Origin of the sequence: Cohnella candidum, assembly GCF_003713065.1 — a bacterium.
Lineage (GTDB): Bacteria > Bacillota > Bacilli > Paenibacillales > Paenibacillaceae > Cohnella > Cohnella candidum.
In genome coordinates this window covers 547,753-570,759 of sequence record NZ_CP033433.1, presented here as the reverse complement: position 1 = coordinate 570,759, position 23,007 = coordinate 547,753, and the positions used below count along the sequence as shown (strand labels likewise).

Below are 23,007 nucleotides of genomic sequence, written 5' to 3'. Positions count from 1 at the left end.
TTACCGGTTCGGAATGTCGGAGGCCGGTACGCCGCCGATTCCCCAGTGCGTCTTCGGTACTTCCGAGACGAGCACCCGGATCCGGTCCTTCGGCGAATTCAATTCCTCGGCCACCGCATCGGTGACTTTCACGATCAACGACTTGATTTTCTCCGGCGGGCGGCCTTCCATGAGTTGAATGTTAATGATCGGCATATTCGCAAGCTCCCCTCTGTCAGGCTTTCACGGTAAATTCGATGGATCCGAGCCCGTCAAACCGGGCGGTCACGACGTCGCCTTCGCTCAGCAGCAGCGCGCCCGTGATGCCGCCGGTGAGGATAACTTCCCCGGCCCTCAGCTTTAATCCCTTGCGTGCGAGCATGTTGGCGAGCATCGCAACGGAAGCGGCAGGATGGCCGACGACGGCGGCTCCGGCACCCAGGTCCTTGATCACGCCGTTGATGCTGAGCGTCACGCCCAGCAAATCGAGCTCCAATTCGTCCGGACGTTTGATAACCGAACCGAACACGACGCCGGATGAAGAAGCGTTGTCCGCGATCACGTCCGGCAGCGTGAATTGGAAATTCTCGTAGCGGCTGTCGATGATCTCTAGCGCCGGCAGTACATATCTCGTCGCCGAGAGCACTTGTGCAGCCGTAATTCCCGGACCCTGGATGTCTTCTCCGAGCACGAACGCGATTTCGGCTTCCACTTTGGGGTGAATATAGCGGGACAGCGAAATATCCGGTCCGGATTCAACCATATTGTCGAAGATATAGCCGTAAATCGGGTCGTTCACGCCCATCTGCTTCATTTTCGCTTGGCTCGTCAGCCCCATTTTCGGACCTACGATCCGCAGCCCCTGCTCCAGTTTCCTGTGCACGATTTGCTCTTGCACTTCATAGGCGTCGCCGACCGTCAGGTCCGGGTAGTCGTTCGTGATTTTGGGGACTTCCCTGCGGTTTTCCTGGGCGTCCAGCAAATAAAGGCCTAACTTGCGTATTTCGTCTCTATCCATGGTTTCTCTTCCTCCTAGAGCGTTAACCTTGACGCAACCCGGCAAGCTCGGCCGCGACGTCGACGATCATATCTTCTTGGCCGCCCACGACGTTGCGGCGCCCCAGCTCGATCAAAATATCCCGCGAGTCGACGCCGAAACGCTGGGAAGCCCGCTTGGCATGCAGCAGGAAACTGGAATAAACGCCGGCGTAGCCCAGCACCAGATTGTCGCGCGTGATTTCCTGCGGCACCTGCAGGAGCGGCGCGATGACTTCCTCGGCGACGTCCATGATCCGGTATAGATCGATGCCTGTCCGGATGCCCAAGTGATCCAGAACGGCGATCAACACTTCGGTCTGGGTATTGCCCGCTCCCGCGCCAAGACAGCGGATGCTGCCGTCGATGCGTTTGGCCCCCTCTTCGATCGCGGCCAGCGTGTTGGCCATCGCGAGAGAAAGGTTGTTGTGCCCGTGGAACCCGATGTCCACGCCGACGTTCTCCCGCAGAGCGCGGACCCGCTCCCTCACTTGATCGGGCAGCAGCGCGCCGGCGGAATCGAACATGTACACCGCATCCGCGCCGTAGCTTTCCATCCGCTTTGCCTGCTCGACGAGCTTCTCCACCGGCGCCATGTGCGACATCATCAGGAATCCGACGGTTTCGAGCCCGAGCTCCTTCGCTTTCTGGATATGCTGCGCCGAGACGTCCGCTTCCGTGACGTGCGTGCCGACGCGGGCCATCTTGACGCCGAGCGAGGCCGCTTGTTTCATCTCCGCCACCGTGCCGATGCCCGGCAGCACCAGCACGGCGATCTTGGAATCGCCGCTGGCGCTGACGGCGGCTTCGATCAGTTTCATTTCGTCGGTGTGGGACAAGCCGTATTGGAGCGTCGAGCCGCCCAATCCGTCTCCGTGGGACACCTCGATGTAAGGCACGCCAGCTTCCCCGAGCGCTTTCGCCGCGCGGGTCACTTGTTCGACCGTATACTGGTGCGCGATCGCGTGGCTGCCGTCCCGCAAGGCGACTTCGGTGAGGAGAATATCGCGTTCGATCTTACTCATGCCTGCTTCACCCCTTTAAGCGCCGCGGCTCCCGACAGCCTGTGCCGCGCCAACTCCTCGGCCACCTTGACGGCGGAAGCCGTCATGATGTCCAAATTGCCGGAATACTTGGGCAGATAATCCCCGGCCCCTTCGACTTCCAGGAATACCGTCACCTTGTTGCCGTCGAACAGCGGTTCGGTGCGCAGCCGATACCCCGGTACGTAGCTTTGAATGTAGGCGACCGTTTCCTGAATGGACTTCACGATCGCCTCTTGGTCCATCCGTTCCGGGTCGACGAGCGCATAGACCGTATCGCGCATCAGAATAGGCGGCTCCGCGGGATTCAGGATGATGATCGCCTTGCCGCGTTTGGCGCCTCCGATATGCTCGATGCCGCGGGCCGTCGTTTCGGTGAACTCGTCGATGTTCGCCCGCGTGCCTGGACCGGCGCTGCGGCTTGCGATCGTCGCGACGATCTCCGCGTATTGCACCGGGCTGACTTTGCCGATCGAATGCACGATCGGAATCGTCGCTTGCCCGCCGCACGTCACGAGATTGACGTTGTCTTGATCCAAGTGCTGCTGAAGGTTCACCGACGGTACAACGAGCGCGCCCACCGCGGCCGGCGTCAGGTCCATCGCGATCTTGTCCGCGCCCCGAAGGGCTTTCGCATGGCGGATATGCGACTTCGCCGACGTGGCGTCGAACACGATATCCGCGAGTTCTGTTCGCTCCAGGAAGCCTTGAATGCCGGAGTCGATCGTCTCGTAACCCAGCTTTCTCGCGCGCGCCAGACCTTCCGATTCCGGGTCGATCCCGATCATCGCCGTCATTTCGAGCACGTCCGAACGCTGCAGCTTATACATGAGGTCCGTGCCGATATTGCCGGATCCGAGCACGGCAGCCTTCATTTTGGCCATCTCTTTCAACCTCCGATCTGCTTAAGCTTGAAAGCGGACGGACACTTCGCCGAGGTGGGCGATCCGCGTGTGGAAATGATCCCCCGGAGCCGCGTTCACCGCCGCCGACAAAGCGCCGGACAAAATGACTTCGCCCGCTTGGAGCGTGATCCCGAACTCGAACAGTTTGTTGGCCAGCCATGCGACGCATGCGGCCGGATTTCCCAGCGCCGCCGCGCCGACGCCCGTATTCATGAGCTCGCCGTTCTTATACAGCGCCATGCCCGCCAGCGTCAGATCGACGTCGGAAGGTTTCACCGGTCTCCCGCCCAGCACGTACAGGCCGGAGGACGCATTGTCCGCCACCGTGTCCTGCAGTTTGATTTTCCAATCCGCTACGCGGCTGTCCACGATTTCCAGAGCCGGCAGCACGTAATCGGTCGCCAGCAGCACGTCCGTTGCGGATATCCGGGGGCCGATGAGATCCCGTTTCAGAACGAACGCGATTTCGGCCTCGACCCGCGGCTGCAGAACCCGGCTGAACGGAATGACGCCGCCGTTTTCCACCACCATGTCATCCAACAGATGGCCGTAATCGGGCTGATCCACCTTCAGGAGCTGCTGCATGGCGAGCGACGTCAGGCCGATTTTTTTGCCCACGATCTTGGCGCCCGCCTCTGCCTTTTTGCCGATCGTGGCGAGCTGCACGGCATAGGCCTCTTCGACGGTCAGGTCGGGCTTGATCTCCGTCAGGGGCTGGACGCCCCGGCCGGTCTTGACGGCTTGCTCCAGGTGCTCGGAAAATTCGATCGCGATATTGCTCATGTGGACGCCATCCTCCCTTTACAGCTTGATGCAGACGTTTTTCAGTTCGGAGTAGAATTCGAAGCTGTGCACGCCGCCCTCCCGGCCGATTCCGCTTTGCTTCATGCCGCCGAACGGCGTCCGGAGGTCGCGCAGAAACCAGGTGTTGACCCAGACGATGCCCGCCTCGATTTCAGCGGCTACGCGGTGCGCGCGTCGAAGGTCGTTCGTCCAGACGGAAGCGCTCAAGCCGTAATGCGTATCGTTCACCTGATCCAGAACTTCCTCTTCGGTGTCGAAAGGAATGACCGTCACGACCGGCCCGAAAATCTCTTCTTTCACCACGCGGCATTCGCGGCTCAGTCCCGTGATAATAGTGGGTTCGAGGAAGTAGCCGCGCTCCAGTCCATCCGGACGTTTGCCGCCGTTGACGATCGTGCCGCCCTCTTCCACGGCAAGCTTGATGTAACCGGTGACGCGCTCGTAATGCTCTTGGCTTATCAGCGCGCCCACCTTGGTCTTCTCTTTGAAGGGATCGCCGACGACCAGCTCTTTCGTTTTCGCGACGAACTTCTCCATGAACGCTTCGTAGGCCGGGCGTTCCACGTATATCCGGGAGCCGCAGAGGCACACCTCGCCTTGGTTGATGAAACTGGACTTCATCGTCGTTTCGATGACTTCGTCCAGGTTCGCGTCGGCGAAAATGACGTTCGGGTTTTTGCCGCCCAGCTCATAGGACAGTCGTTTAAGCGATTTGGCCGCGGAAGCCATGATGATCTTGCCCGTCGTCGTTTCCCCCGTGAAGCTGATCGCGTTCACGTCCGGATGCTCGACGAGCGCGGCGCCGGCCGAGTCCGGCCCGAAGCCGTGCACGAGATTGAGCACGCCGTCCGGCAACCCGGCGTCGCGGCAAATTTCAGCGAGCGAGGTGGCGGTGAGCGGCGTCAGCTCGGCCGGTTTCATGACGACCGTGTTGCCCGCCGCCAGCGCCGGAGCCAGCTTCCAAGTCAACAGAAGCAGCGGCAGGTTCCAAGGGTTGATCAATCCGACGACGCCCACCGGCTTGCGGATGGCATAGTTCAGCGCCACGTCGTCCATCTGCGTCGCTTCCGTCGTGATCGTGCGGATATAATCGGAGAAGAAGTGGAAGTTGTAGGCGCTGCGCGGGATGTCGATGCTGTTCGAAAGCCACAGCGGCTTGCCCGTGTCGAGCGACTCCAGTTCGGCCAGCTCTTCCTTGCGCTGGAGGATCAAGTCCCCGATTCGGCGGATTACGGCGATCCGGTCGTTCGCGTTCATCTTCTTCCACGGCCCGTATAATGCGCGTCTGGCAGCTTTGACCGCCAGATCGATTTCCGGCGCGCCGCCTTCCGATACGGTGCCGAGCACCTCTTCGGTAGCCGGATTGATATTGTCGAACGTCTTCCCGTTCAGGGAGGGAATGAATTTCCCGTCGATAAAATGATGGCAGTCGAGCGTTCTTGCCGTCGTCGGCATAAGAGTTTCTCTCCTTCTTGGCTTCAGGTAGGTTACGAGGCGAATGAGATGATGGCGTTCCAGCTGGCGGAGGACTGTCCCTGTCCCCACACCTCCGCCTTCTGCGTGGGTTCTACCACGCCGAGCAGCGCGGCCAAATGCCGTCCGCCGGATTCAACGCCGGCAATGCGGGAGTATTGGTTCAGCATTTCGCGCGCATCGGCGTATTGGCCGTTCTTCAAATAACCGATGAACTGCGAATCCATCGCTTGCTCCGACCGGGAGGGCATGTTTTCGCGCCCGCGTACGAGATTGTGGGACAAAGCTCCGCTGCTGACGAAAACGGTCTTTTTGCCGCCCTCGCGCAAGGTTTGCCCGATGGCCGTCCCCCAGCGGTACGTCTCTTCCAAGGGGGCGGAGAGGCACACGGACAGGCTGACGACGGCGATGTCCTCATTCGGAACGAGGTAACGGAGGGGCACGACGGTTCCGTAGTCCCAAACGTAAGTCGTATCGTTCACTTCCAGCACCGGAACGCCGATCCGTTTTCCCGCGGCCGCCAGCTGTTTCCCCAGTTCCTCGTCTCCCGGATACTCGTAAGGGACGTCCGAAATCAGGTCCAACGCTTCGAACGCGGTCAAAATGCCCTTATGGTGCGGAGTCACGTCGACACAATGGTGAAACGGCGCGGCGAAATGGGTGGAGATGATGACGACGACTTCCGTTCCCGCCTCCACGATCCGATCCCGCATCTTCTTCAATCCTGCTACGAGCGACTGCTGAAACACGGGGACGTTTTCTTCGTGGCACATGCTCGGTGCATGCGCGACCAGCAAAGCCATTTCCAATGACATCTCGCAAACCTCCAGCTCTGTGATAGAATGGGAACCATAAACGGAAAACCGGGGGTACCATGGATCTTGATCTGAGACAGTTGCGCTATTTCATTAAAGTGGCCGAGCATTTAAGCTTCACGGAAGCCGCCAACCAGCTGTTCGTCGCCCAATCGGCGATCAGCCAGCAAATCGCGGACTTGGAAGACAAAATCGGCACCAAGCTGTTCGTGCGCAGCAAACGTTCGGTCCAGCTCACGCCGGCCGGCGCGGTTTTCCTCAAGGAAGCCGAGCAGATCGTGACCAAATCCGCGGAGGCGGTCGTGAAGGCTCGGCAGGCGGAATCCGGCACCATCGGCAGCTTAGCCGTCGGGTTCCTGGCGCCCCACGTGCGGACGTTCCTTCCGGAACTGATCCGCCGATTCCGCGCGAAATATCCCAAAATCGAGCTAAGCCTCAACCACTTTCCGATCCGGATGCTCAAGGAAGCATTGGAAAATGGAGACCTTGACGTCGGATTCACGGCGCCCGCGGGCCTCAGCCGGATCGACGGCATCCGGACGAAGATCATCCGGCGCGCGCCTTACCGGGTCGTCCTGCCGTGCGACCACCCGCTGGCGAACCGCGCCGCGCTGAACCTGTCCGAGCTGGCGGACGAGCCGTTCATCATCTACAACCGGCAGGACAACCACGTCGGTTCGTTCCATTACATCGTGCAGCTGTGCGAAAAAAGCGGTTTCACGCCGAAAATCGCCAGCCAGCCCCGCTTCGTGGACACGGTCATGATCCTCGTGGAGGCGGGGCTGGGTATCGCGATATTGCCGAAGGATTTCGAGATGTCGGCGAGTTCCTCGCTCCGTTTTGTGGAGATTGAGGACTCGGAGGACGGCAGCTTCGAGCTTGCCGTCGCCTGGAAGAAAGGAAACCTCAATCCCTCCATCCCGCTCTTTCTGGAAGAGCTGGAGGCGATCCAGCCGGAATTGCCGGCCGCGGCGGATCACTGACGAAGCAGTTCGTAAACCTCTTCGTCCAGCTTCTTGGCCAGCTCCGGGTTGTAGGTTTTGATATAAGCCGGCTCCACGGTCACCTGGCCGCCATAGAAGATCGCATCCTCCACGGCTTCCGCCTCCACGGTCACGACGCACAGCTTCATCGTGCGTTCGAACGTGTCCGAGACGGAAGCAGTTCCGCTTAACGCGTAGTAACTTCCGTCCGCAAAGAAACCGAGAACCACGTGCGGATTGTGCCGGATATTTTCCACGCTGGCCGCTTTAGGCCCCATCGCAATGTTCACCGTTTTGCCGGACGGATCCGCCAGCAGCCAGGAAACGGCGCTTAAGTTGGGCAGGTTCGTATCTTTATCCATCGTGATCAGCTGCACGATCTTCTCGCCCTGAAGAGAGGCGACCAGCCGCTCGTTCAATCGGTCTGCCGTTTTGGCCATGTCACTCGCCTCCTAGTACTCCATTTTCGACGGAATGCCGAGCTCCAGCTTCCCGAAAATTTCCCCGAGCCAATCGAAATTGAATGCGGTGTGGGCGGCTCCCGCGTGGATATCCCTCCAGAAAAGCTGCAGCGGATTGCTCTCGGCCGCGGCGGAAGCGCCGCTGGTCGTGTAGATCGTCTCCATCGCCTCCTGGCACAGCTCCACGCAGTAGGCGTAGTTGCAGCGAAGCCGCACGCGCTCCTCGTACTCCAGCACCCTCCCCGATTCCACGACTTCCAAAGAACGCCTCAGCAGCGCTTCCGCCGCCTCGATTTTCACCGCCACTTTGGCGAGCCGGATTTGCTGGTGGGATTGCTCGGCCGTTTTCGCGCCCGCCCTCGTTTTGCTCTTGATGAGATTCTCCCGCCAAATGTCGTAAGCACCCTTCGTGGATCCTAAAATGACGGAAAGCAGCGTGACCGGCATGACCGCGGATAGTTGAATCCGGTAGAGCGGCGCCCTGTTGACCTGCATGCCCGGCGAAATGCCATTGAAGTTCCACGCTTGCTGCTCCATCGTCCGATAGTCTGGCACGAACACGTCCGTCAGCTCGAGCACGTTGCTGCCCGTGCCGCGCATGCCGATCACGTGCCAGATATCGACGACTTGAAGATCTTGCTTCGGAACCAGGAACCAGAGCACTTTCTTGCCGCCTTCGGACGTCGGGTCCTCCACCCGGTGGGTAATCATCGTCCAGTCGCTATGGTTGATACCGGAGGAAAAACCCCATTTTCCGCTTAACCGGTAGCCTCCGTCCACGCGCTCCGCTTTGGAGCCGGGGAACGGATTGATGGAAGTGGAGACCGTCGCGTCCGGGCCGTTCCGCCAGACGTCGGCTTGCGCCTGGTCCGGAAGGAACGCGACCATCCAGTTATGGAGCAGCAGCAGCGAGTAGCACCAGCCGGCTGAAGGATCTGCTTTGGCGACTTCGATGGCGGTATCGGCCAACGTGCTCCAACCGAGCTCGTGGCCGCCGTAACGCGCCGGAACCAATGCCCGGATCAAGCCGGTCGCGCGAATCTCCTCGATCGTTTCCGGCGGCTGATGGCGCAGCTCTTCGGCTTGGCGCGCGCGGGCGCGGACGTTAGAAAATAATGACTTGGCTCGGACGACGGCTTCATCTCGGGTTAATTGATTGGCAACTTCCTGCATGTCGGTGTCCCCCTTATTTGATGTCCGGCGTTCCGTAAGTGTGGAAGGTCGCAGGCAGCGGATTTGTCCACGCCAACCCGCGCTTTCTCTCTTCCTGCGTCCAAACGATCGTTTCCCAGTCCGGCGACAAGATCAAGAACCCTCCCGCGCAAACTTCGATGCGGTTGCCGCCCGGTTCATAGACGTACACGAACAGGGTTTGCCCCGCCACGTGTTTCGCCGGCGCTGCCTCGATGAAAATCCCGTTGTCGATGAAAATGTCGGCGGCGCGCAGGATCATTTCCGGGCTGTCGACTTTGTAAGCGAGATGATGAAAACGTCCTTTGGCGCCCGTTTTGTCGAGCGAAACCGCCAGGTCGTAGGACTTGTTGGTGACGTGCAGCCAGGCCGTCGTTTGCTTGCCTTCGTCGGTAACCGCCACTTCGCTAAGGCGGAAACCGAGTCGTTCCTGAAGGAATGCACTTTCGGAATCGACGTTGGAGCTGAACAGGTTGATATGGTCCAATGCGGTGACGGACGCGCCGTGGGCCGCGGTTTTCTGGGGCTGGTTTTTGAGCGCGGGCTTGAGATGGGAGGGCGCCGCATAGCGCTCGGCCTCGTAGAAGATCTCCATCGGGTGTCCGTCAGGTCCGCGAAAATGAAACGTTCGGCCGTGTCCGTAATCTCCCTCCGACCAACCGGTCCCGAAACCGCCGTTCGTGAGGTCGGCTGCCCGGCGATCCAAGGCTTCCGCGGAATAGGCGCGTAACGCCGCGTGGCCGAGGCCCGGCTGCGCCGATTCCGTCAGCTTGAGGCTGTACAGCTGTTGGTCTCCCCATGCCCGAAGAAACACGGATTGACCGTCCCGGGAAACCTCGTCCATTCCGAGCAGATCGCGGAAGAAAACGAGACTCTCCTCGGGTTTGGGGGTCAGCAGCTCGACATGCGCCAGATGGGCGACATCCCGAATGGGTTCCCGCTGTCCGCTCATCGCGCCCCCTCCTCCACGATCCGGGTTTCGATCGAACCGATGCCCCCGATTTCGACGCGCACGACGTCCCCGTCTTTCAGGAACTTGCCTTGCGCTTCCCCTACGCCGCCCGGCGTGCCCGTGCACACGACGTCGCCGGGTTCCAGCGTCATGAAGCCGGACAAGAAGGACACCAGGTAGTTGACGTTAAACAGCAGCTGTTCGGTGTTGGATTTCTGGCGCAGCTCCCCATTCACCGTGAGCGAAATGTCGAGCGCGTGCGGGTCGGGAATCTCGTCCTTGGTCACGAGGTGCGGACCCATCGGCAAGCTCTTGTCGAGCGTTTTGCCCTGCAGCCATTGGATCGTTCTCTTCTGCATGTCCCGCGCCGTAATGTCGTTGACGACCGTGTATCCTGCCACGTAATCCAGCGCATCCGCTTCGGAGATGTTTTTGCCTTTCTTGCCGATGACGAAGGCAAGTTCCGCCTCGTAGTCCAGCTTCTGCGTTAGCTGGGAGTCGAGCGGGAACGTACCGTTCGGCTCGGCTGCCGCGATCGCGTATTTGGCGAAGATGACCGGATGAGCCGGAAAATCCCGCTTCATCTCCAGGATGTGGTCTTTATAGTTGAGACCGACGCAAACGATTTTGTTCGGACGCGGGACCGGCGGCCCGATCCGGACATCGGATTTGCCGTAAACCGATTTCGATTCCGGATGGCGGCGGGCATATTCCAACGCTTCTTCGGCAGCATCGGCGGCGAGCGGTCCGTTCGCCAGGAACGAGGTCGGGTCCGAAGGCAGCAAAGCGCCTGCGATCTCGGCCGCCCGGCCCTGGCCTTCGCTCTCCAATTTCTCGCGGTATGCTTGCTGCGGATCTACGAGTTTATGGTCGTCCAGCAGAAGACCCAGCCGGAACGGTTCGCCTTTAGCGGAGAAAGTGACGATTTTCAAATGGATAAACCCCTCTCGTTGGTAATCGTAACCTTACATTTTCATCTTAAGGGACGGCGATTTTTTGGTGAAATACATAGATTCACTGTGAGAAATCGCGAAATCTTATAACCGGAATCACGTAGCCAGCGTCGAATGGGCGAACAGCTCTGCCAGCGGAATCTCGCGGCGGATCAGCCCTTGTTCGAAGGAATAACGGATGAGAGTTTCGAGTACGGCCTTATTGCGCGCGATTCCGTATGACCAATAATCCGGTCCCATCAACCGTTTCGTTTGTTCCAGTTCGTCCGCCAACCAAGGCAGCATGACACGCAAGGAGCCGATTTGCTCCAGGTTGCGGTACGCTTTCTCTTTGGCTTGAAGAAACGCTTGAAAGAGATTCAGGGCCGTCCATGGATGGCGCTCCAGAATCTCATCCCGGATGACGACGAAGTGCATGATCGGGAAAATCCCTGTTTGTCGGTAGTAATCCGTTTCGGCAGCCTTGTAATCCGGGAATAACCGGGTCATATGGCTCTCGCCCTTCAAGAAGGAAGCCGGAGCCCTCGGGGATATGATCGCGTCGATCTCTCCCTCCTTCAGCATGCCGTTTAAACTTTGGTCTTCGCCGATCGCGGTCAGCCGGATTCCCGGAGGCAGGGCCATAGCGATGCGTCCCTGACGGCTGCCGGGCGCGTCCACGCCTCCCCAGAACCATTCGATCTCGAAAGGATGGATGCCGTACTGATGCTGCAGCATGCCGCGAACCCACACCAAAGCGGTGACGTGATATTCCGGCACGCCGATCCTTTTACCGCGAAGATGCTCCGGGCCGGAGATTCCGCTGTCCGTACGGATGTAAATAGAGGGATGGCGGAACGTCCGCGACAGGAAAACGGGCAGCGCCGTGAAGCCATGCGTTCCTTGATCTTTGGCCATCAGGTAGTTCGAGGCGGACAGTTCGGAAACGTCGAACTCCCGGTTTTGCAGCATCCGGCGGAAAATTTCATCCGGCGGCAGCTTGAGTACGTTCAAATCGATTCCGTTCGGCTGGACCGAACCGTCCGCCAGCGCTTGGATGCGGTCGTAATCGGCGCAGGCTAAGGTAAGCGAGAGCTGGGACATGGGCGGGGCCTCCTGTGGTTGGGTATGTTTTGCTTTAGCTGCGGATCCACTCCTGAAACCGTTTCATGACTCCGTCCATGTAGGCAATAAGTTCTTGATCCACGAGAGCACCGGTTTCGTCGAACTTCTGCGCCGCGTCGCCGATCAACACTTCGTTGCCGGCGGGGGGCAGCAGCTTCACGTTGACACCGTTGCTCTGAAGGATTTGCCTGAGCTGCAGCTGCGCCCGGAGCGTGCCACGACTTCCCCCCGATACGCCCGCGACCATCACCGGCTTGCCGATCAGCGCTTTGTCCACTCGGGAGAGCCAGTCGATCGCGTTTTTCAGCACGCCGGGGATCGACCAGTTGAATTCCGGAGTGACGATGACAACGCCGTCTGCTACCGCGATTTGCCGCTTGAAAGCGGCGACTTCCGGCCCCGGGTCCAACTCGTTGTCTTGGTTGTAGTGGGGCAGAACCCCGATATCGGCGAATTCCGCCCGATAAGAGGATGCATACCGGCTGCGGATAAACTCCGCAAAGCAGCGGTTGTAGGACCGCGCTCTCAAACTGCCGACTATTATCGCAATATCCAGTCTTTCGCTCATGTTCGTTCTCTCCCGTAGCTTGTTTGGATTTCCCAACCAGACAAAACAAAAGCCCGGTCAAACGGCGAATGGCCGTCCCGGGCTCAAACTCTCTTACAAGTAAAACCGGAAAAACGCTTCAATGAAATCGAAGGAGAGCCGAGGCTCTCCCTCTGGCATCCACTCCGGCACTTGGCCAGAGGAATGTCGGACCTGCATAGGGAGCGCCTTGTCCTGTCCGAGATCGTTCCGGTTGAAGAAGCCATGCCCCAATCCCGGCACCAATCCAAGCGTAGCGTCATTACCGCCGGAAGCCAGCGCGGTAAACAACAGTTCGCTCTGGTGAGAGGGAACCGCCAGGTCGCTCAATCCATGCAGAATCAGATATGGCGGCATGTCTGGCTTCACGAAGGTGATCGGATTCGCCTCCCGAACCTTCTCCGGTACTTCTCCGATCGGCGCCCCCAGCAGCTGGGATTCCGGCGAGTCCGGATCCGCGCTGCGATTCCCGGGGTGCAGGCGGACGGATTCCGGATCATCGGAAGCTTTCTCCTCCCTTATCCGGTGATCGTCCATTTGCAGAAAATCGGTGGGGCCGTAGCCGTCCGCGACCGCGCGCACCACCGCAGGCCGCAATGCCCCGGCCATTGCGGCCAAGTGGCCGCCGGCCGATGAGCCCCACAGGCCGATCCGCTTGGCGTCGATCCCGTACTCCGGGCCGACCCGGCAAAGCCAGTCTATCGCGGCCAGCACGTCCTCGATCTGCGCGGGAAACTTCGCCTCCCCGCTCAGCCGGTAATCGATGCTCGCCATGGCGAAACCCCGCTCCGCGAAATACCGGGATAAGTCCGGCCCCAGCTTCCGGTCGCCGACGCGCCAGCCTCCGCCATGCAGCCACAGGATGACGGGCGCCGTCTCCTCAGAGCCCTGAGGCAAGTATAGATCGGCGATAAGCGCCCGTCCCCCGGGCGAGGAGTACACAAGGCCTTCCAGCATCTCGACTTTCCTCATGCGCTCTCGTGCTTCCCGTCTGCCGGTCCCGGCACGCCCGGCGGCCGGCCGGTGACTTTCAAATCCAGCTCGGCGATTCTTTGAATGACTCGGTCGAAACGGTACGGAGCCGGCTCCGTCGGAAAAATCGGATAGGCGTATGGATCACCGAGAATGCGGAAAAAGCCTTCGAAGCTGCCCGGCGTAAGCACGCCCATGAACTTCGTGTAATGCGAGTCCATCCGGAATTTATGCTTCACGCCTGCCGGCACATAGACAAAGTCGCCGGGTTGCAGCGACAGTTCTTCGCCGTCGACCCATAGGGTCATGCTCCCCTGAATGCAGAAGAACGTTTCGTTCGTGATTTCATGGTAGTGCTCCCCGATCGGCTGGCCTTTGGGGCCGGACGACATCAACACGATGTATCCGCCGCCCGTAGCGGCTTGCGTGGACAAGAAGGAATGCACCTGGTCTCCGCTCAGCGTATGGTCCCCGTCGCCGTTTTCGAGAATATAGGGGACCACCCGATCCGGAACCGTTCCGTTATCGACAAGCGGAATTTCCACCGCTACCGAGCTGACGTCGACGAAACGGATATCCAGCCCTTCCGCCGCTTCGCCCCATTTTTCCGATGTCAATGCGTCCTGGGGCAAATGAGGCCGTTCATGCCGCTCGTAACTCTCCCCGATTTTCCGATAGAAATCCGATACTTCTCCGCCGATCGTCACGGAGTAGAATCGGGTCCGATGGGCTAGCATCTTGTAGGCATGCGGGATTCCCGCCGGGATGTGGGCATAATCGCCCGTCGTGAGCAAACGTTTCTGCGTGCCGATCTGGACTTCCAGCTTTCCGTCCAGCACGTATATCGCTTCGCTTGCCTGCTCATGCGAATGAAGCGGGAAGTGGTCTCCTCGACCTCCGCACAAAAGTACGATTTCGAGAGAGTCACCAATGCTGCGCGCGTTGGCCATGATGGAGGCGACTTGCGTGCCGAAGACATATCGATCGCCTTCTCCGGCAGGGATCATATAAGAGGATTTCGTTTCCGGCAACTGTTGGATGATTCGCGTGCTCACCGTAACACTCTCCCATGACGCTTTATTGTCAGCGCTTACAGGTCCATCATACCCTAACCTTTTCATTCGCGATAATAGACAATCCGAATTTCAGAAATCGCCGTTGCTTATGGATTTACCCCTACGCCCGGGTCATGCGCAGCGCCATATACGGCCGGCCCGGCAATTCAATCCGGAAGCTTCCTTCGTACAGGCCTTCAAGCTTCTCTACGGTCATATTCCACGTATCGATCACTTCGACTTGGTAACGGATGCCCGGCGTCCGGTTGATATGGCGGAAACCGGGCTGCGTGAAGCCGAAATAGTACAAGTAATACTCGTCGGGAATGCCGGCGCAAGGCACGTCCCATTCCGAGGTCAGAGGCTCCAACACGCCTCCCGGGCTTTCTTCCGTGATTCGGCGCAGGAAGGCGATCCGTTCCGGGCTGGTACCGGTCAGTTTGCCGCCTTTGGACCACCACAGCACTTCCTCCGGGTTCAGGTAAGTCTCGCCGTGCCCGACGTAGCCGCCGCGAACGGCGCCTTCCCAGAACCGGCGCGTCATCTCCTCGCCCGTGATGTTGCCCCAGCCTTGGTCGATGTCGCCTTCATAAGCGCATTCGTCGATGACGATCGGCTTTTTCCACTTGTCGCGCCATTCTTTCGTAAACTCCGACGTTTTGTAAACATCGATGCGCTGTATGCTGCAATGCGTCACCCATGGCTTCGAGAAATCATAGAACGCGAAGCAGTTGTGGTTCGAAATCAGGTGGCCGACAGGGTCGTTCTCCGTCACGATTGCGGCGAACCGCTCCCAGTCGTCCTCTTCCTTGGACCACATCAGGTCGTATTCGTTGGCGAGCGACCACCATACGTTACGGTATGCGGACAAGCGGGCAACGATATAGCGCAGGTAACGGTCGTCCGCGGCGCGGCTCATTTCCGAGAAACCCCAGCGGTCATAAGGATGGAATAGAATAAGATCCGCTTCGATTCCCAGCTTGCCAAGATCGGAGATCCGATTCTCCAGGTGACGGAAGAAAGCCGGGTTGAAGCGGGTGTAGTCCCAGCCTTCCTGCAGGGAGCCTTCAAACGGGTAGAATTCCGGTTCGTTCGAATTGAACAGGTACGACTTCGGGAACACGCACATCCGCATCTTGTTGAACGGGGAAGTTTTCAACGTTTCCAACGTCTGCTCTTCCATTTCATTCCCTTGATGCGTCCAGGCATAACAGGTGGTGCTTACCGGGATGTAGGGAGTACCGTCTTCATGGGCAAAATGGTACGTATTTTTCACGCAGACGGGACCATGGTTGCCTGCGGATGGCGCGACGCTGAGGAACGATCCCTCGATTCCGTACAACGAGCGAGCCGAACTGTACGTCCGGAACGTCCATGCACCCTGGACGTCCGGCATGAAACGGATCCGATAAACGCCTTCCCCGTCATAAAAACCTGCCATTCGAACGGCGCGGTCACCCGTGCGGAACTCGGCGCCAAGTACCACATCCGTGAAAGGATTGCCGTGGCTGGGACCTTGCAGCTCGATTTCATAGATGCCCCATTGCTCGGCTTGCGAAGGCGCCGTGACGGTGGCGGAGCCGGCGGCTACGCTTGCAGGCTCGTAGTCAGGAGACGGAATGATTTCCGGCTCCTCCTGAAGAGCTTGCGCCTCCGCCGGCAGCTGGGACAGTTCAGCAAGAACGATGTTGAGCCAATCCGGCCGTTGCAGCTCTGCCCGATGGAATTGCTCAAACTTCTCCAGCGTTACGCTCTTCATGAGAGAGGCGATGTGAGGCGCCGTTTTGAAGAGTATTTCCGGGATATGCCGGAGCAAAATTTCGGCGGCCGCCTCGTTCTTCATGAGGATACCGATTTTCGTATTCGCGTTGAAAGCCATGTTGGGATTCTCCTCCTCTTACTCGAAAATGAGTCTCTTCAGGATGACGGTGCCCTGAGCAACGGAAAGCTTGATCGTCACCGCTTCGGCTGTCGGGATCGTTCCGATCTCCGCCGTCTGTTTCCCGAATTCCGCCGCCGTTACCGCCAATGTTCCGATGGTTGCCCCATCCGTTTCCGCCACGAGCTTGGCAGCTCCCGCCGCGTAATACTCCAACTTGAGCTTGCACCCCTCGTTTACGTTCCGAACGGTATACGTCGCAAACTCTCCTTGCCTAAGCTCCAGGCTTACGTTCGCCCAATCCAGCCCTTCGGGATCCATCACGTGTTTCTCGCCGAAGATAACGCCTTGCGGGCTCTTATCCGGCGCTTGTTTATCCGGATCGTAGACGATCTTCATCTCGTCCGCGAGCCGGATATCGTACGGGTTGGAGTACAAATGACGGCCGGAAAAAGATTCCCCGCGGCCCGGAACCGCGTTGTACGAAACGGCCGGCAGCGTAGACGAAGGGCGGCGGTTATAGAAGTCATGCACGGCATGATCGATCACGCAGTTCTCGAACTTGATGTTCTCCAGCACCTCGTCCCAAATCCCGCGGCTTTTTTCGTATCCGGGCTTGGCTCCTCCATTGTAGTAATCGCGCACCAACTGCCAATCCTCGGGCAATTTATACGCGCAAGGACTGTGGAAGTCGCCTTCCGCCGCTTTCCATGCCCAGAGATTGGTTCCGATATGGTATTCCGCCGCCAGCTCCGCGAACGTAGAAATCCACTCGGGACTGCCGCCCCCTTCTCCCATCCACATCGGGACGTTCAGTTCGACGCTCTTACTGACATACTGGTGGATCGTTTTCGGTTCCGGCGAACCTCCGTACCGATGGAACGCGATGAACCAATTCGAGCATTCAGGATCGAAGTTCTTATTGAACAGATCCACCGCCCAGTTGAACCGGTTCCCGCCCAGGACGATCGCGTGCTGCTTATCGATTTTCCGGATTCGCGCGATGCACTCGTCGTAAAATCTGAGCAGCTCGGGAATCAGGTGATCCCAGCGCGGCGTCGAAATGGGCTCGTTCAACAGCTCATAAGCGGCGACGATCCAACGATCCTTATACCGCCTCGCGAACTCCTCCCACAGCGCGATCGCGCGCTCCCGATTCTCCTCCTCCAGGAACATATGGGGAATGTTGTCGATCCCGTCGTCGCAGGACAAACCCGACTGCCCGCCGGGCGCGCCGTGCATGTCCAAAATCGCGTAGACCTTATGCTTTTCGCAATAGCCGAGAATTTCGTCCAGCATTTGGAACGAATCCTCGTTATATCGGTAACCCGGCTCCTCGTACAGGAACGTCCGCGCGCTGATGGGCAGGCGAACGGAGTTATACCCGTACCCGGCCATGGCCTGAATATCCCTCTCGCCCAAATGGTTGCGAAACCACTGGGACCAGAAGCGCTCGGCATATTCCGGGCCGCACATCTCGATGATCGTTTGGTTCATCGTGCGGCCTCTGTCCATCGGCGCCGCCCTATGATGGCCGGATTTCGCGGCAAGAAAATTGAGCGGCGGCCCGCCGATCATAAAACCCTCCGGGTTATTCCAGCTGCCAGCGCCCCAGCCCCGAAGCAGGATTTCCTCTCCGTCGCCGTTGACCAGGATTCTGCCATTTGTTTTCAAAAACCCTTTGACTCGTTGGTTGGAAAATAAATTCACGTCGCCAGCTCCTTTTCTCATTGAACGGACATCCGAGTGCTCAACCAACTGATCGCCGTATCGAACCAAACCTTGGCGTGCGGATTGAGATGCTCGGGAATGGCGGCTGTCGTTTCGTCGCTCAAGGACAAGCCGTGCGGCCCTTTCTCGAATACGTGGAGCTCGTAAGGAATTTTGTTTTTTGCAAGCTCGATTGCGAAATGGAGGGAATTCTGCGCAAACACGCCGTCGTCTTCCGCCGTATGCCATAGGAAGGTCGGCGGGGTGTTGGAGTTGACATGGTAAGCGGGGCTTCTCTCGATCAATTCCTCCGTCGAAGGATCCGGTTTTCCGAAAACGGCCCGATTTGAAACTTCGAACAATCCCCTCATCATTTCGTTCGGTCCCTTCGCCGTTTCTTCCCGCATTAACACGTAATCCAACAGTGCATAACCCAAAACGAGTGCATTCGGCTTAAGCAGGGTGTTATCAACGTTCAACCTTTCACCCAACCAGCTTTCATGCCAATGGACGCCCAGACTCGCCGCCAAATGTCCGCCCGCGGAAAATCCGGCGACCGCGATGCGATCGGAATCGATGTTCCATTGTTCCGCATTCTCCCTGATCATGGCGATCGTACGCCCAAGATCCAACAACGGCTGCGGATAGACGGACAAGGGGTTGCTCGGAGGCGGATTCCGGAAATCCGTGACCCATTCCTTGAAGTAGGTCGTATATCGCAGAACGAACGCATGGTATCCTTTTGACGCGAATTTGAGGGCGACGGGCTCCGCTTCCCGGTCGGACGTTCCTAGATATGCTCCGCCCGGACAGATGATGACGGCCGGACGTTTGACGCCGGATTGAAACTCCTTGGAATCATTCAAAATGTAGCTTTGTACACGTACTTCCACACGGCCGTCCCAAAGTTGGATCGTTTCGCTCAGCATAAGCGCACCTTCCTTATTCGTTTGTTGGAATGTATTCAAACCAATCAAAAGCTGCGGATGTAGAGCAAGGCTGCCCGTTGCCGGTTGCGTACATCGCGAAGTAAACCCCGGTAAACCCGCCGGCGACTTCGCTGGACAAAAACGAACATTCTCCGAAGCCGAAAGTCTTTCGCTCCCCACCCGGACTTGCAAAGTAGAAGGAATATCGGGAAGCGTCTGCCTCAATGCCCAACACGATCTCCGAAGCGTCGTAATCCTCTTCCAGCTCCACTTTCCATAAAGAGCCGACCCGCCTACGCAAAATAACTTTCCGGGTTCCGTTTCGATGAGCCAGCGCGATTTCGTAATGGAACTTCTCATCCCGGTAAACCGTGAGGCCGGCCTCCTCGCCGTCTTTCACTGGGTCGAACGACAGCTTTGCGGAAACGGCGCAATCAAAATGCTGCTGCCTCCTGCCGACGAAAGCCGGCGCTCCTGCGTCGTCCAAGGAGGGCGCGGAACCGTACAGCGTCAGCCATCCGGGCCGGTCATCAAGGGTCCAGCTCCCTTCCGCCGGATTCCTCAGAAAGTTCCAATAGAACGGCAACTGTCCATTTTCAAAATCGTCTTTCGCCGGCGGGCGAACGGCGGCTTGCCCCAGCGGCAGCGTTTCGGCGTCCATCGTGAGCGCCGCTTTCCCGGCATCGCCAATCATCGGCCAGCCATCCGAAGACCAAGAGACCGGTGCGAGAAACGTTTCCCGGCCCAAATGATGATGCAAACCTCTGAACATAAAGGGCGCCGGTCGAATGCCGAGAAAAACCGCCCACCAGCTGCCGTCCTCCGTCTCTACAAGATCGGCATGCCCCGTAGCCTGAATGGGGCTGTCCGTACTTCGATGCGTCAAAATCGGATTGCCAGGACAAATTTCAAAAGGGCCATAGGGACTGTCGCTTCGGGCGATCGTGACCATGTGGCCGTACTCGGTTCCTCCTTCCGCGATCAGGAGGTAATAGATGCCTTCGATTTTGTAGAGATGGGGACCTTCCGGCGCTTTCCCGCCGGTCCCGCTCCAAATGAATTTCCGATCGGATAAGAGCCGGCCGGTGTCGATTTCGATCTCCGCCTGATAGATCCCGAGCGGCTCATTGCCCAAAAATCCGCCCGTGCCGGTCAAGTAGACGCGTCCGTCATCGTCGAAAAACAAGGACGGATCGATTCCCGGCCAATCCAGCCATACGGGTTCCGACCATGGCCCTTCCGGCTTGTCCGCCCACACGAAGAAATTCCGAAAACCGTTCGTGTTGGTCGTGACCATATAGAATCTGCCGTCGTGATGCCGAATGGTAGGAGCGAAAATGCCGAGCGAGCTTTTGCAGCCTTCCAAATCCAACTGGCTTTCGCGTTCCAGACAGTGGCCGATTTGGCGCCAATGGACGAGGTCCCGGCTGTGGAAGATCGGCACGCCCGGAAAAAACTGAAACGAACTCGTCACCAAATAATAGTCGGAGCCGACGCGGCAAATGCTCGGATCCGGATAAAACCCGGGCAGTACGGGATTTGAATACGGCATGAGCGCACCTCCTCTATCCAATGACGCCATTTTCCTGCGCGATATTCCCTAGCAGCTTGGCGCTTTCTTTAACGGTTCGCTCTTGCGTATCGCGATTTACCGTGATCAAACCGAAACGGGGCGCGTAACCGAACGTCCACTCGAAGTTGTCGAAAGCGGACCAATGCAGATAACCCAACACTTCGATGCCCTCGGCAATGCAGACCTGCAATCCTTTGAGCCCTCTTCGTATGAATCGCACGCGCTGATCGTCATCCTCGGTGGCGATACCGTGCTCGGTGACCATGATCGGGATGGCAAGACTTTGCGCGGCTCTGCGCACGGCCCCCGCAAGCGCCTCGGGATGGAACTCCGTCCCCATCGCCGTCGTCTCCTCCGCCGTTTCGGCCATGGAGATCAAGCCATTCGGTCCGTACACTTCCCGGGCGTAATTCTGAACGCCGAGAAAATCGTCGCCTTGGATCGCAGGCAGAAACTGGCCGAAATAATCGTGCCATTTGCGGGCGGCATGCTCTTCGCCTCCGGGCATGCATTGTACATCCGGAAGCGCGAGAGACAAGCCCACCCGGGTAGAAGGCGAAGCTTTCTTGATCGCGGCTCTCGCTTTCCGATGCGCGTCCAACACGATGCCAAGGGAAGCTTCGTCCGATGCCATGTGGAACGTAAAATACCGATCGATCGTCGTGCCGCAGCGCCGTGCCGCAGATTCCCTCCAGCCGGGTGCCGTCCAAGATTTCGCGTCGATCCCGACAGGCGGCATGAAATTCAAGTTGATGAAGAGTTCCTTTAGCAGTACGGGCAGATTGGCCTCATTCAGGGTAAGCGCATAGGGAATGTCCTCGCCGATTTCCTGGAAGACGAATTCGCAGTATCGGGCGAAACGGTCTGCCGTCTCGGGATTCTTCCATCCGCCAAGCTGCATCAGCCAGCGCGGGGAGGTAAAGTGCATCAGGGTGACGACCGGCGTGATGCCGTTTTCCTTGCAGGCCCGGATCATATCCCGGTAGTGCGCCAGCTCGGCTTTCGAGTAAGCCCCCGGCTCCGGTTCGATGCGTGCCCATTCTATGGAGAATCGATAGCTGTTCAACCCGAGCGACGCCAGCAGCCGGATATCTTCCCTGTAAAGATGATAATGGTCGACGGCATCGCCGGAACGGTCGCGATAAGGCGAACCTTCCGCATATTCTTCTGCCCAGACATCGGAGTTCAGATTGTTCCCTTCTACTTGATGGGCGGAGGTCGCAGTCCCCCATAGAAAAGAATCGGGAAAAACGGAAGCGGTCAAATTTATCTCTCCTTACGAAAACGGGATTGCAAAGTGATTTGCAACCCCGTTTTCTTCTAGTTCATCGTATTGCTTTGCGCAATGCGCCCCAAATACCGCGCGCTCTCTTTCACTTTTCGCTCTTGAGTCGTTCTGTCCACGGCGATTAAACCGAACGTCATGCCGTAGCCGGAGTTCCATTCGAAATTGTCGAAGGTCGACCAATGTAAGTACCCTCTTACGTCGATCCCTTCTTCGATGGCAGACTGAAGACCCTGCAAACCTCGGCGGATAAACGCGACGCGCTTGCTATCGTCATCCGTCCCAACGCCATGTTCGGTCACGAAGATAGGGAGAGAGAGCGTCTTGGCGACTTTACGGGCCACATTCCCCAGCGCTTCCGGGTAATATTCGTACTTCATCTGCGTCAGCTCCGCACCTTCGGCTGGAGGGATTGGGCCCTCTGGACCGTACACTTCCCGCGTGTAATTCTGAAGGCCGAAGAAATCGTCGCCTTCCGCCATGTCCGCGAATTGGCCGAATACGAGCTGCCACCTGGCTTCAGCTTGCGCTTCTCCGCCCGATGCCGCCTGAATGTCGGACAAGGCCATCGAAAAGCCGACTTGGGTGTCCGGAGAAATCCGTTTGATCGTTTCCCTGGCTTTCCGGTGCGCTTCTTTCAGCAACCCGATCTTCGTCTCGTCCGAGATCATATGGAACGTGACATACTTATCCGGAGTCGTTCCGCACAATGCGGCGGCAGACTCCCTCCACTTAGGAGCGGACCAGGATGCGGCGTCGATGCCGACCGGCGGCACGATGCCGATCTTCGTGAAGATCGCGCGCAGCATGGTGGGCAAATTGACCTCATTGAATGTGAGTGCGTAAGGGATGTGCTCCCCCAGTTCCTGAAAAACGAATTCGCAGTAACGTGAGAATAATTCCGGAACTTGCGGGCTCGCCCACCCGCCGAATCTCATCAGCCATTGCGGGGACGAGAAATGATGCAGCGTCACGAACGGTACCAAACCGTGCTCGCGGCAGGCCAGCAGCACATCCCGGTAATGTTCGATATCCGACTTCGAGAACTGACCCGGTGCGGGCTCTACGCGCGCCCACTCAATGGAAAACCGGTAAGCTTTGAGCCCCAAGCTTGCCATTAACGCGATATCTTCCCGATACAACCGGTAATGGTCGATAGCGTCGCCGGACTTGTCGGCATAGGGAGATCCTTCCGCCTGCTCCTCCGCCCAAAAATCACTGTTCGTGTTATTGCCCTCTACTTGATACGCGGCCGTTGCCGAACCCCAGAGAAAGTCTTTCGGAAATGCAACACCCATGTCCAAATCTCCCCTCGCCTAT

Annotated in this window: 22 protein-coding genes; 1 reads left to right on the top strand and 21 read right to left on the bottom strand. The window is 58.3% G+C overall.

Features of this window, described 5'->3' with window-relative positions; all coding sequences use genetic code 11:
- From EAV92_RS02615 to EAV92_RS02585, 7 genes are read right to left on the bottom strand one after another with little or no spacing between them, the layout of a single operon-like run.
- Positions 1-195: a 4-oxalocrotonate tautomerase gene (locus tag EAV92_RS02615; protein WP_123039637.1), complete on the bottom strand. Its 195-nt coding sequence runs from the start codon at positions 193-195 to the stop codon at positions 1-3.
- A gap of 19 nt (positions 196-214) precedes the next feature.
- Entirely contained in the window at positions 215-997 is a 783-nt protein-coding gene (locus EAV92_RS02610; protein ID WP_123039636.1) for a 2-keto-4-pentenoate hydratase, read from the bottom strand.
- A gap of 22 nt (positions 998-1,019) precedes the next feature.
- Complete coding sequence (gene dmpG / locus EAV92_RS02605; RefSeq protein WP_123039635.1) at positions 1,020-2,039, bottom strand: 4-hydroxy-2-oxovalerate aldolase; 1,020 nt, start codon at positions 2,037-2,039, stop codon at positions 1,020-1,022.
- Positions 2,036-2,941, bottom strand: coding sequence for an acetaldehyde dehydrogenase (acetylating) (locus EAV92_RS02600; protein WP_123039634.1), 906 nt, complete (start codon positions 2,939-2,941; stop codon positions 2,036-2,038). Before EAV92_RS02600 ends, dmpG begins: the two co-directional genes overlap by 4 nt.
- A gap of 21 nt (positions 2,942-2,962) precedes the next feature.
- On the bottom strand, positions 2,963-3,745 hold the full coding sequence (locus tag EAV92_RS02595) for a 2-keto-4-pentenoate hydratase (RefSeq protein ID WP_123039633.1): 783 nt from the start codon (positions 3,743-3,745) through the stop codon (positions 2,963-2,965).
- Between the two features lie 18 nt (positions 3,746-3,763).
- Positions 3,764-5,221: an aldehyde dehydrogenase gene (locus tag EAV92_RS02590; protein ID WP_123039632.1), complete on the bottom strand. Its 1,458-nt coding sequence runs from the start codon at positions 5,219-5,221 to the stop codon at positions 3,764-3,766.
- 32 nt (positions 5,222-5,253) lie between these two features.
- The gene (locus EAV92_RS02585) at positions 5,254-6,054 is read right to left on the bottom strand and encodes a DODA-type extradiol aromatic ring-opening family dioxygenase (RefSeq protein ID WP_123039631.1); all 801 of its coding nucleotides are present in this window, start codon (positions 6,052-6,054) and stop codon (positions 5,254-5,256) included.
- Between the two features lie 59 nt (positions 6,055-6,113).
- On the opposite strand from EAV92_RS02585, the gene EAV92_RS02580 reads away from it, so the two are divergent.
- Positions 6,114-7,037: a LysR family transcriptional regulator gene (locus EAV92_RS02580; protein ID WP_123039630.1), complete on the top strand. Its 924-nt coding sequence runs from the start codon at positions 6,114-6,116 to the stop codon at positions 7,035-7,037.
- Here the strand turns inward: EAV92_RS02580 and EAV92_RS02575 are convergent.
- The 14 genes from EAV92_RS02575 to EAV92_RS02510 form a co-directional block, all read right to left on the bottom strand.
- Complete coding sequence (locus EAV92_RS02575) at positions 7,031-7,477, bottom strand: pyridoxamine 5'-phosphate oxidase family protein (protein WP_123039629.1); 447 nt, start codon at positions 7,475-7,477, stop codon at positions 7,031-7,033. The genes EAV92_RS02580 and EAV92_RS02575 overlap by 7 nt on opposite strands.
- 12 nt (positions 7,478-7,489) lie before the next feature.
- The gene (locus tag EAV92_RS02570; protein WP_123039628.1) at positions 7,490-8,671 is read right to left on the bottom strand and encodes an acyl-CoA dehydrogenase family protein; all 1,182 of its coding nucleotides are present in this window, start codon (positions 8,669-8,671) and stop codon (positions 7,490-7,492) included.
- 13 nt (positions 8,672-8,684) lie between these two features.
- Positions 8,685-9,641 (bottom strand): VOC family protein, encoded by a 957-nt coding sequence (locus EAV92_RS02565; RefSeq protein WP_123039627.1) that lies wholly within the window; start codon positions 9,639-9,641, stop codon positions 8,685-8,687.
- Positions 9,638-10,573 carry a fumarylacetoacetate hydrolase family protein gene (locus tag EAV92_RS02560; RefSeq protein ID WP_123039626.1) on the bottom strand — a complete coding sequence of 312 codons (936 nt, stop codon included), beginning with the start codon at positions 10,571-10,573 and terminating at the stop codon, positions 9,638-9,640. The genes EAV92_RS02565 and EAV92_RS02560 overlap by 4 nt, the downstream gene beginning before the upstream one ends.
- Positions 10,574-10,690: 117 nt before the next feature.
- Positions 10,691-11,677: an ABC transporter substrate-binding protein gene (locus EAV92_RS02555; protein WP_123039625.1), complete on the bottom strand. Its 987-nt coding sequence runs from the start codon at positions 11,675-11,677 to the stop codon at positions 10,691-10,693.
- A gap of 34 nt (positions 11,678-11,711) precedes the next feature.
- Positions 11,712-12,266: an NADPH-dependent FMN reductase gene (locus EAV92_RS02550; protein WP_123039624.1), complete on the bottom strand. Its 555-nt coding sequence runs from the start codon at positions 12,264-12,266 to the stop codon at positions 11,712-11,714.
- 93 nt (positions 12,267-12,359) lie between these two features.
- Positions 12,360-13,256 carry an alpha/beta hydrolase gene (locus EAV92_RS02545; protein ID WP_123039623.1) on the bottom strand — a complete coding sequence of 299 codons (897 nt, stop codon included), beginning with the start codon at positions 13,254-13,256 and terminating at the stop codon, positions 12,360-12,362.
- Complete coding sequence (locus EAV92_RS02540) at positions 13,253-14,263, bottom strand: quercetin 2,3-dioxygenase (RefSeq protein WP_241158520.1); 1,011 nt, start codon at positions 14,261-14,263, stop codon at positions 13,253-13,255. The genes EAV92_RS02545 and EAV92_RS02540 overlap by 4 nt, the downstream gene beginning before the upstream one ends.
- Before the next feature lie 169 nt (positions 14,264-14,432).
- Complete coding sequence (locus tag EAV92_RS02535; protein WP_123039621.1) at positions 14,433-16,190, bottom strand: DUF5605 domain-containing protein; 1,758 nt, start codon at positions 16,188-16,190, stop codon at positions 14,433-14,435.
- 18 nt (positions 16,191-16,208) lie between these two features.
- Positions 16,209-17,900, bottom strand: coding sequence for a glycoside hydrolase family 5 protein (locus EAV92_RS02530; protein WP_164472610.1), 1,692 nt, complete (start codon positions 17,898-17,900; stop codon positions 16,209-16,211).
- Between the two features lie 17 nt (positions 17,901-17,917).
- Positions 17,918-18,829: an alpha/beta hydrolase gene (locus tag EAV92_RS02525; protein WP_123039619.1), complete on the bottom strand. Its 912-nt coding sequence runs from the start codon at positions 18,827-18,829 to the stop codon at positions 17,918-17,920.
- Positions 18,830-18,842: 13 nt separating this feature from the next.
- A complete protein-coding gene (locus EAV92_RS02520) occupies positions 18,843-20,381 on the bottom strand; it encodes a glycoside hydrolase family 43 protein (protein WP_123039618.1) in 1,539 nt (512 codons plus the stop codon).
- 13 nt (positions 20,382-20,394) lie between these two features.
- On the bottom strand, positions 20,395-21,666 hold the full coding sequence (locus EAV92_RS02515) for a glycoside hydrolase family 1 protein (protein WP_123039617.1): 1,272 nt from the start codon (positions 21,664-21,666) through the stop codon (positions 20,395-20,397).
- A 56-nt stretch (positions 21,667-21,722) separates the two neighbouring features.
- A complete protein-coding gene (locus tag EAV92_RS02510; RefSeq protein WP_123039616.1) occupies positions 21,723-22,985 on the bottom strand; it encodes a glycoside hydrolase family 1 protein in 1,263 nt (420 codons plus the stop codon).
- Between the last annotated feature and the right edge of the window lie 22 nt (positions 22,986-23,007).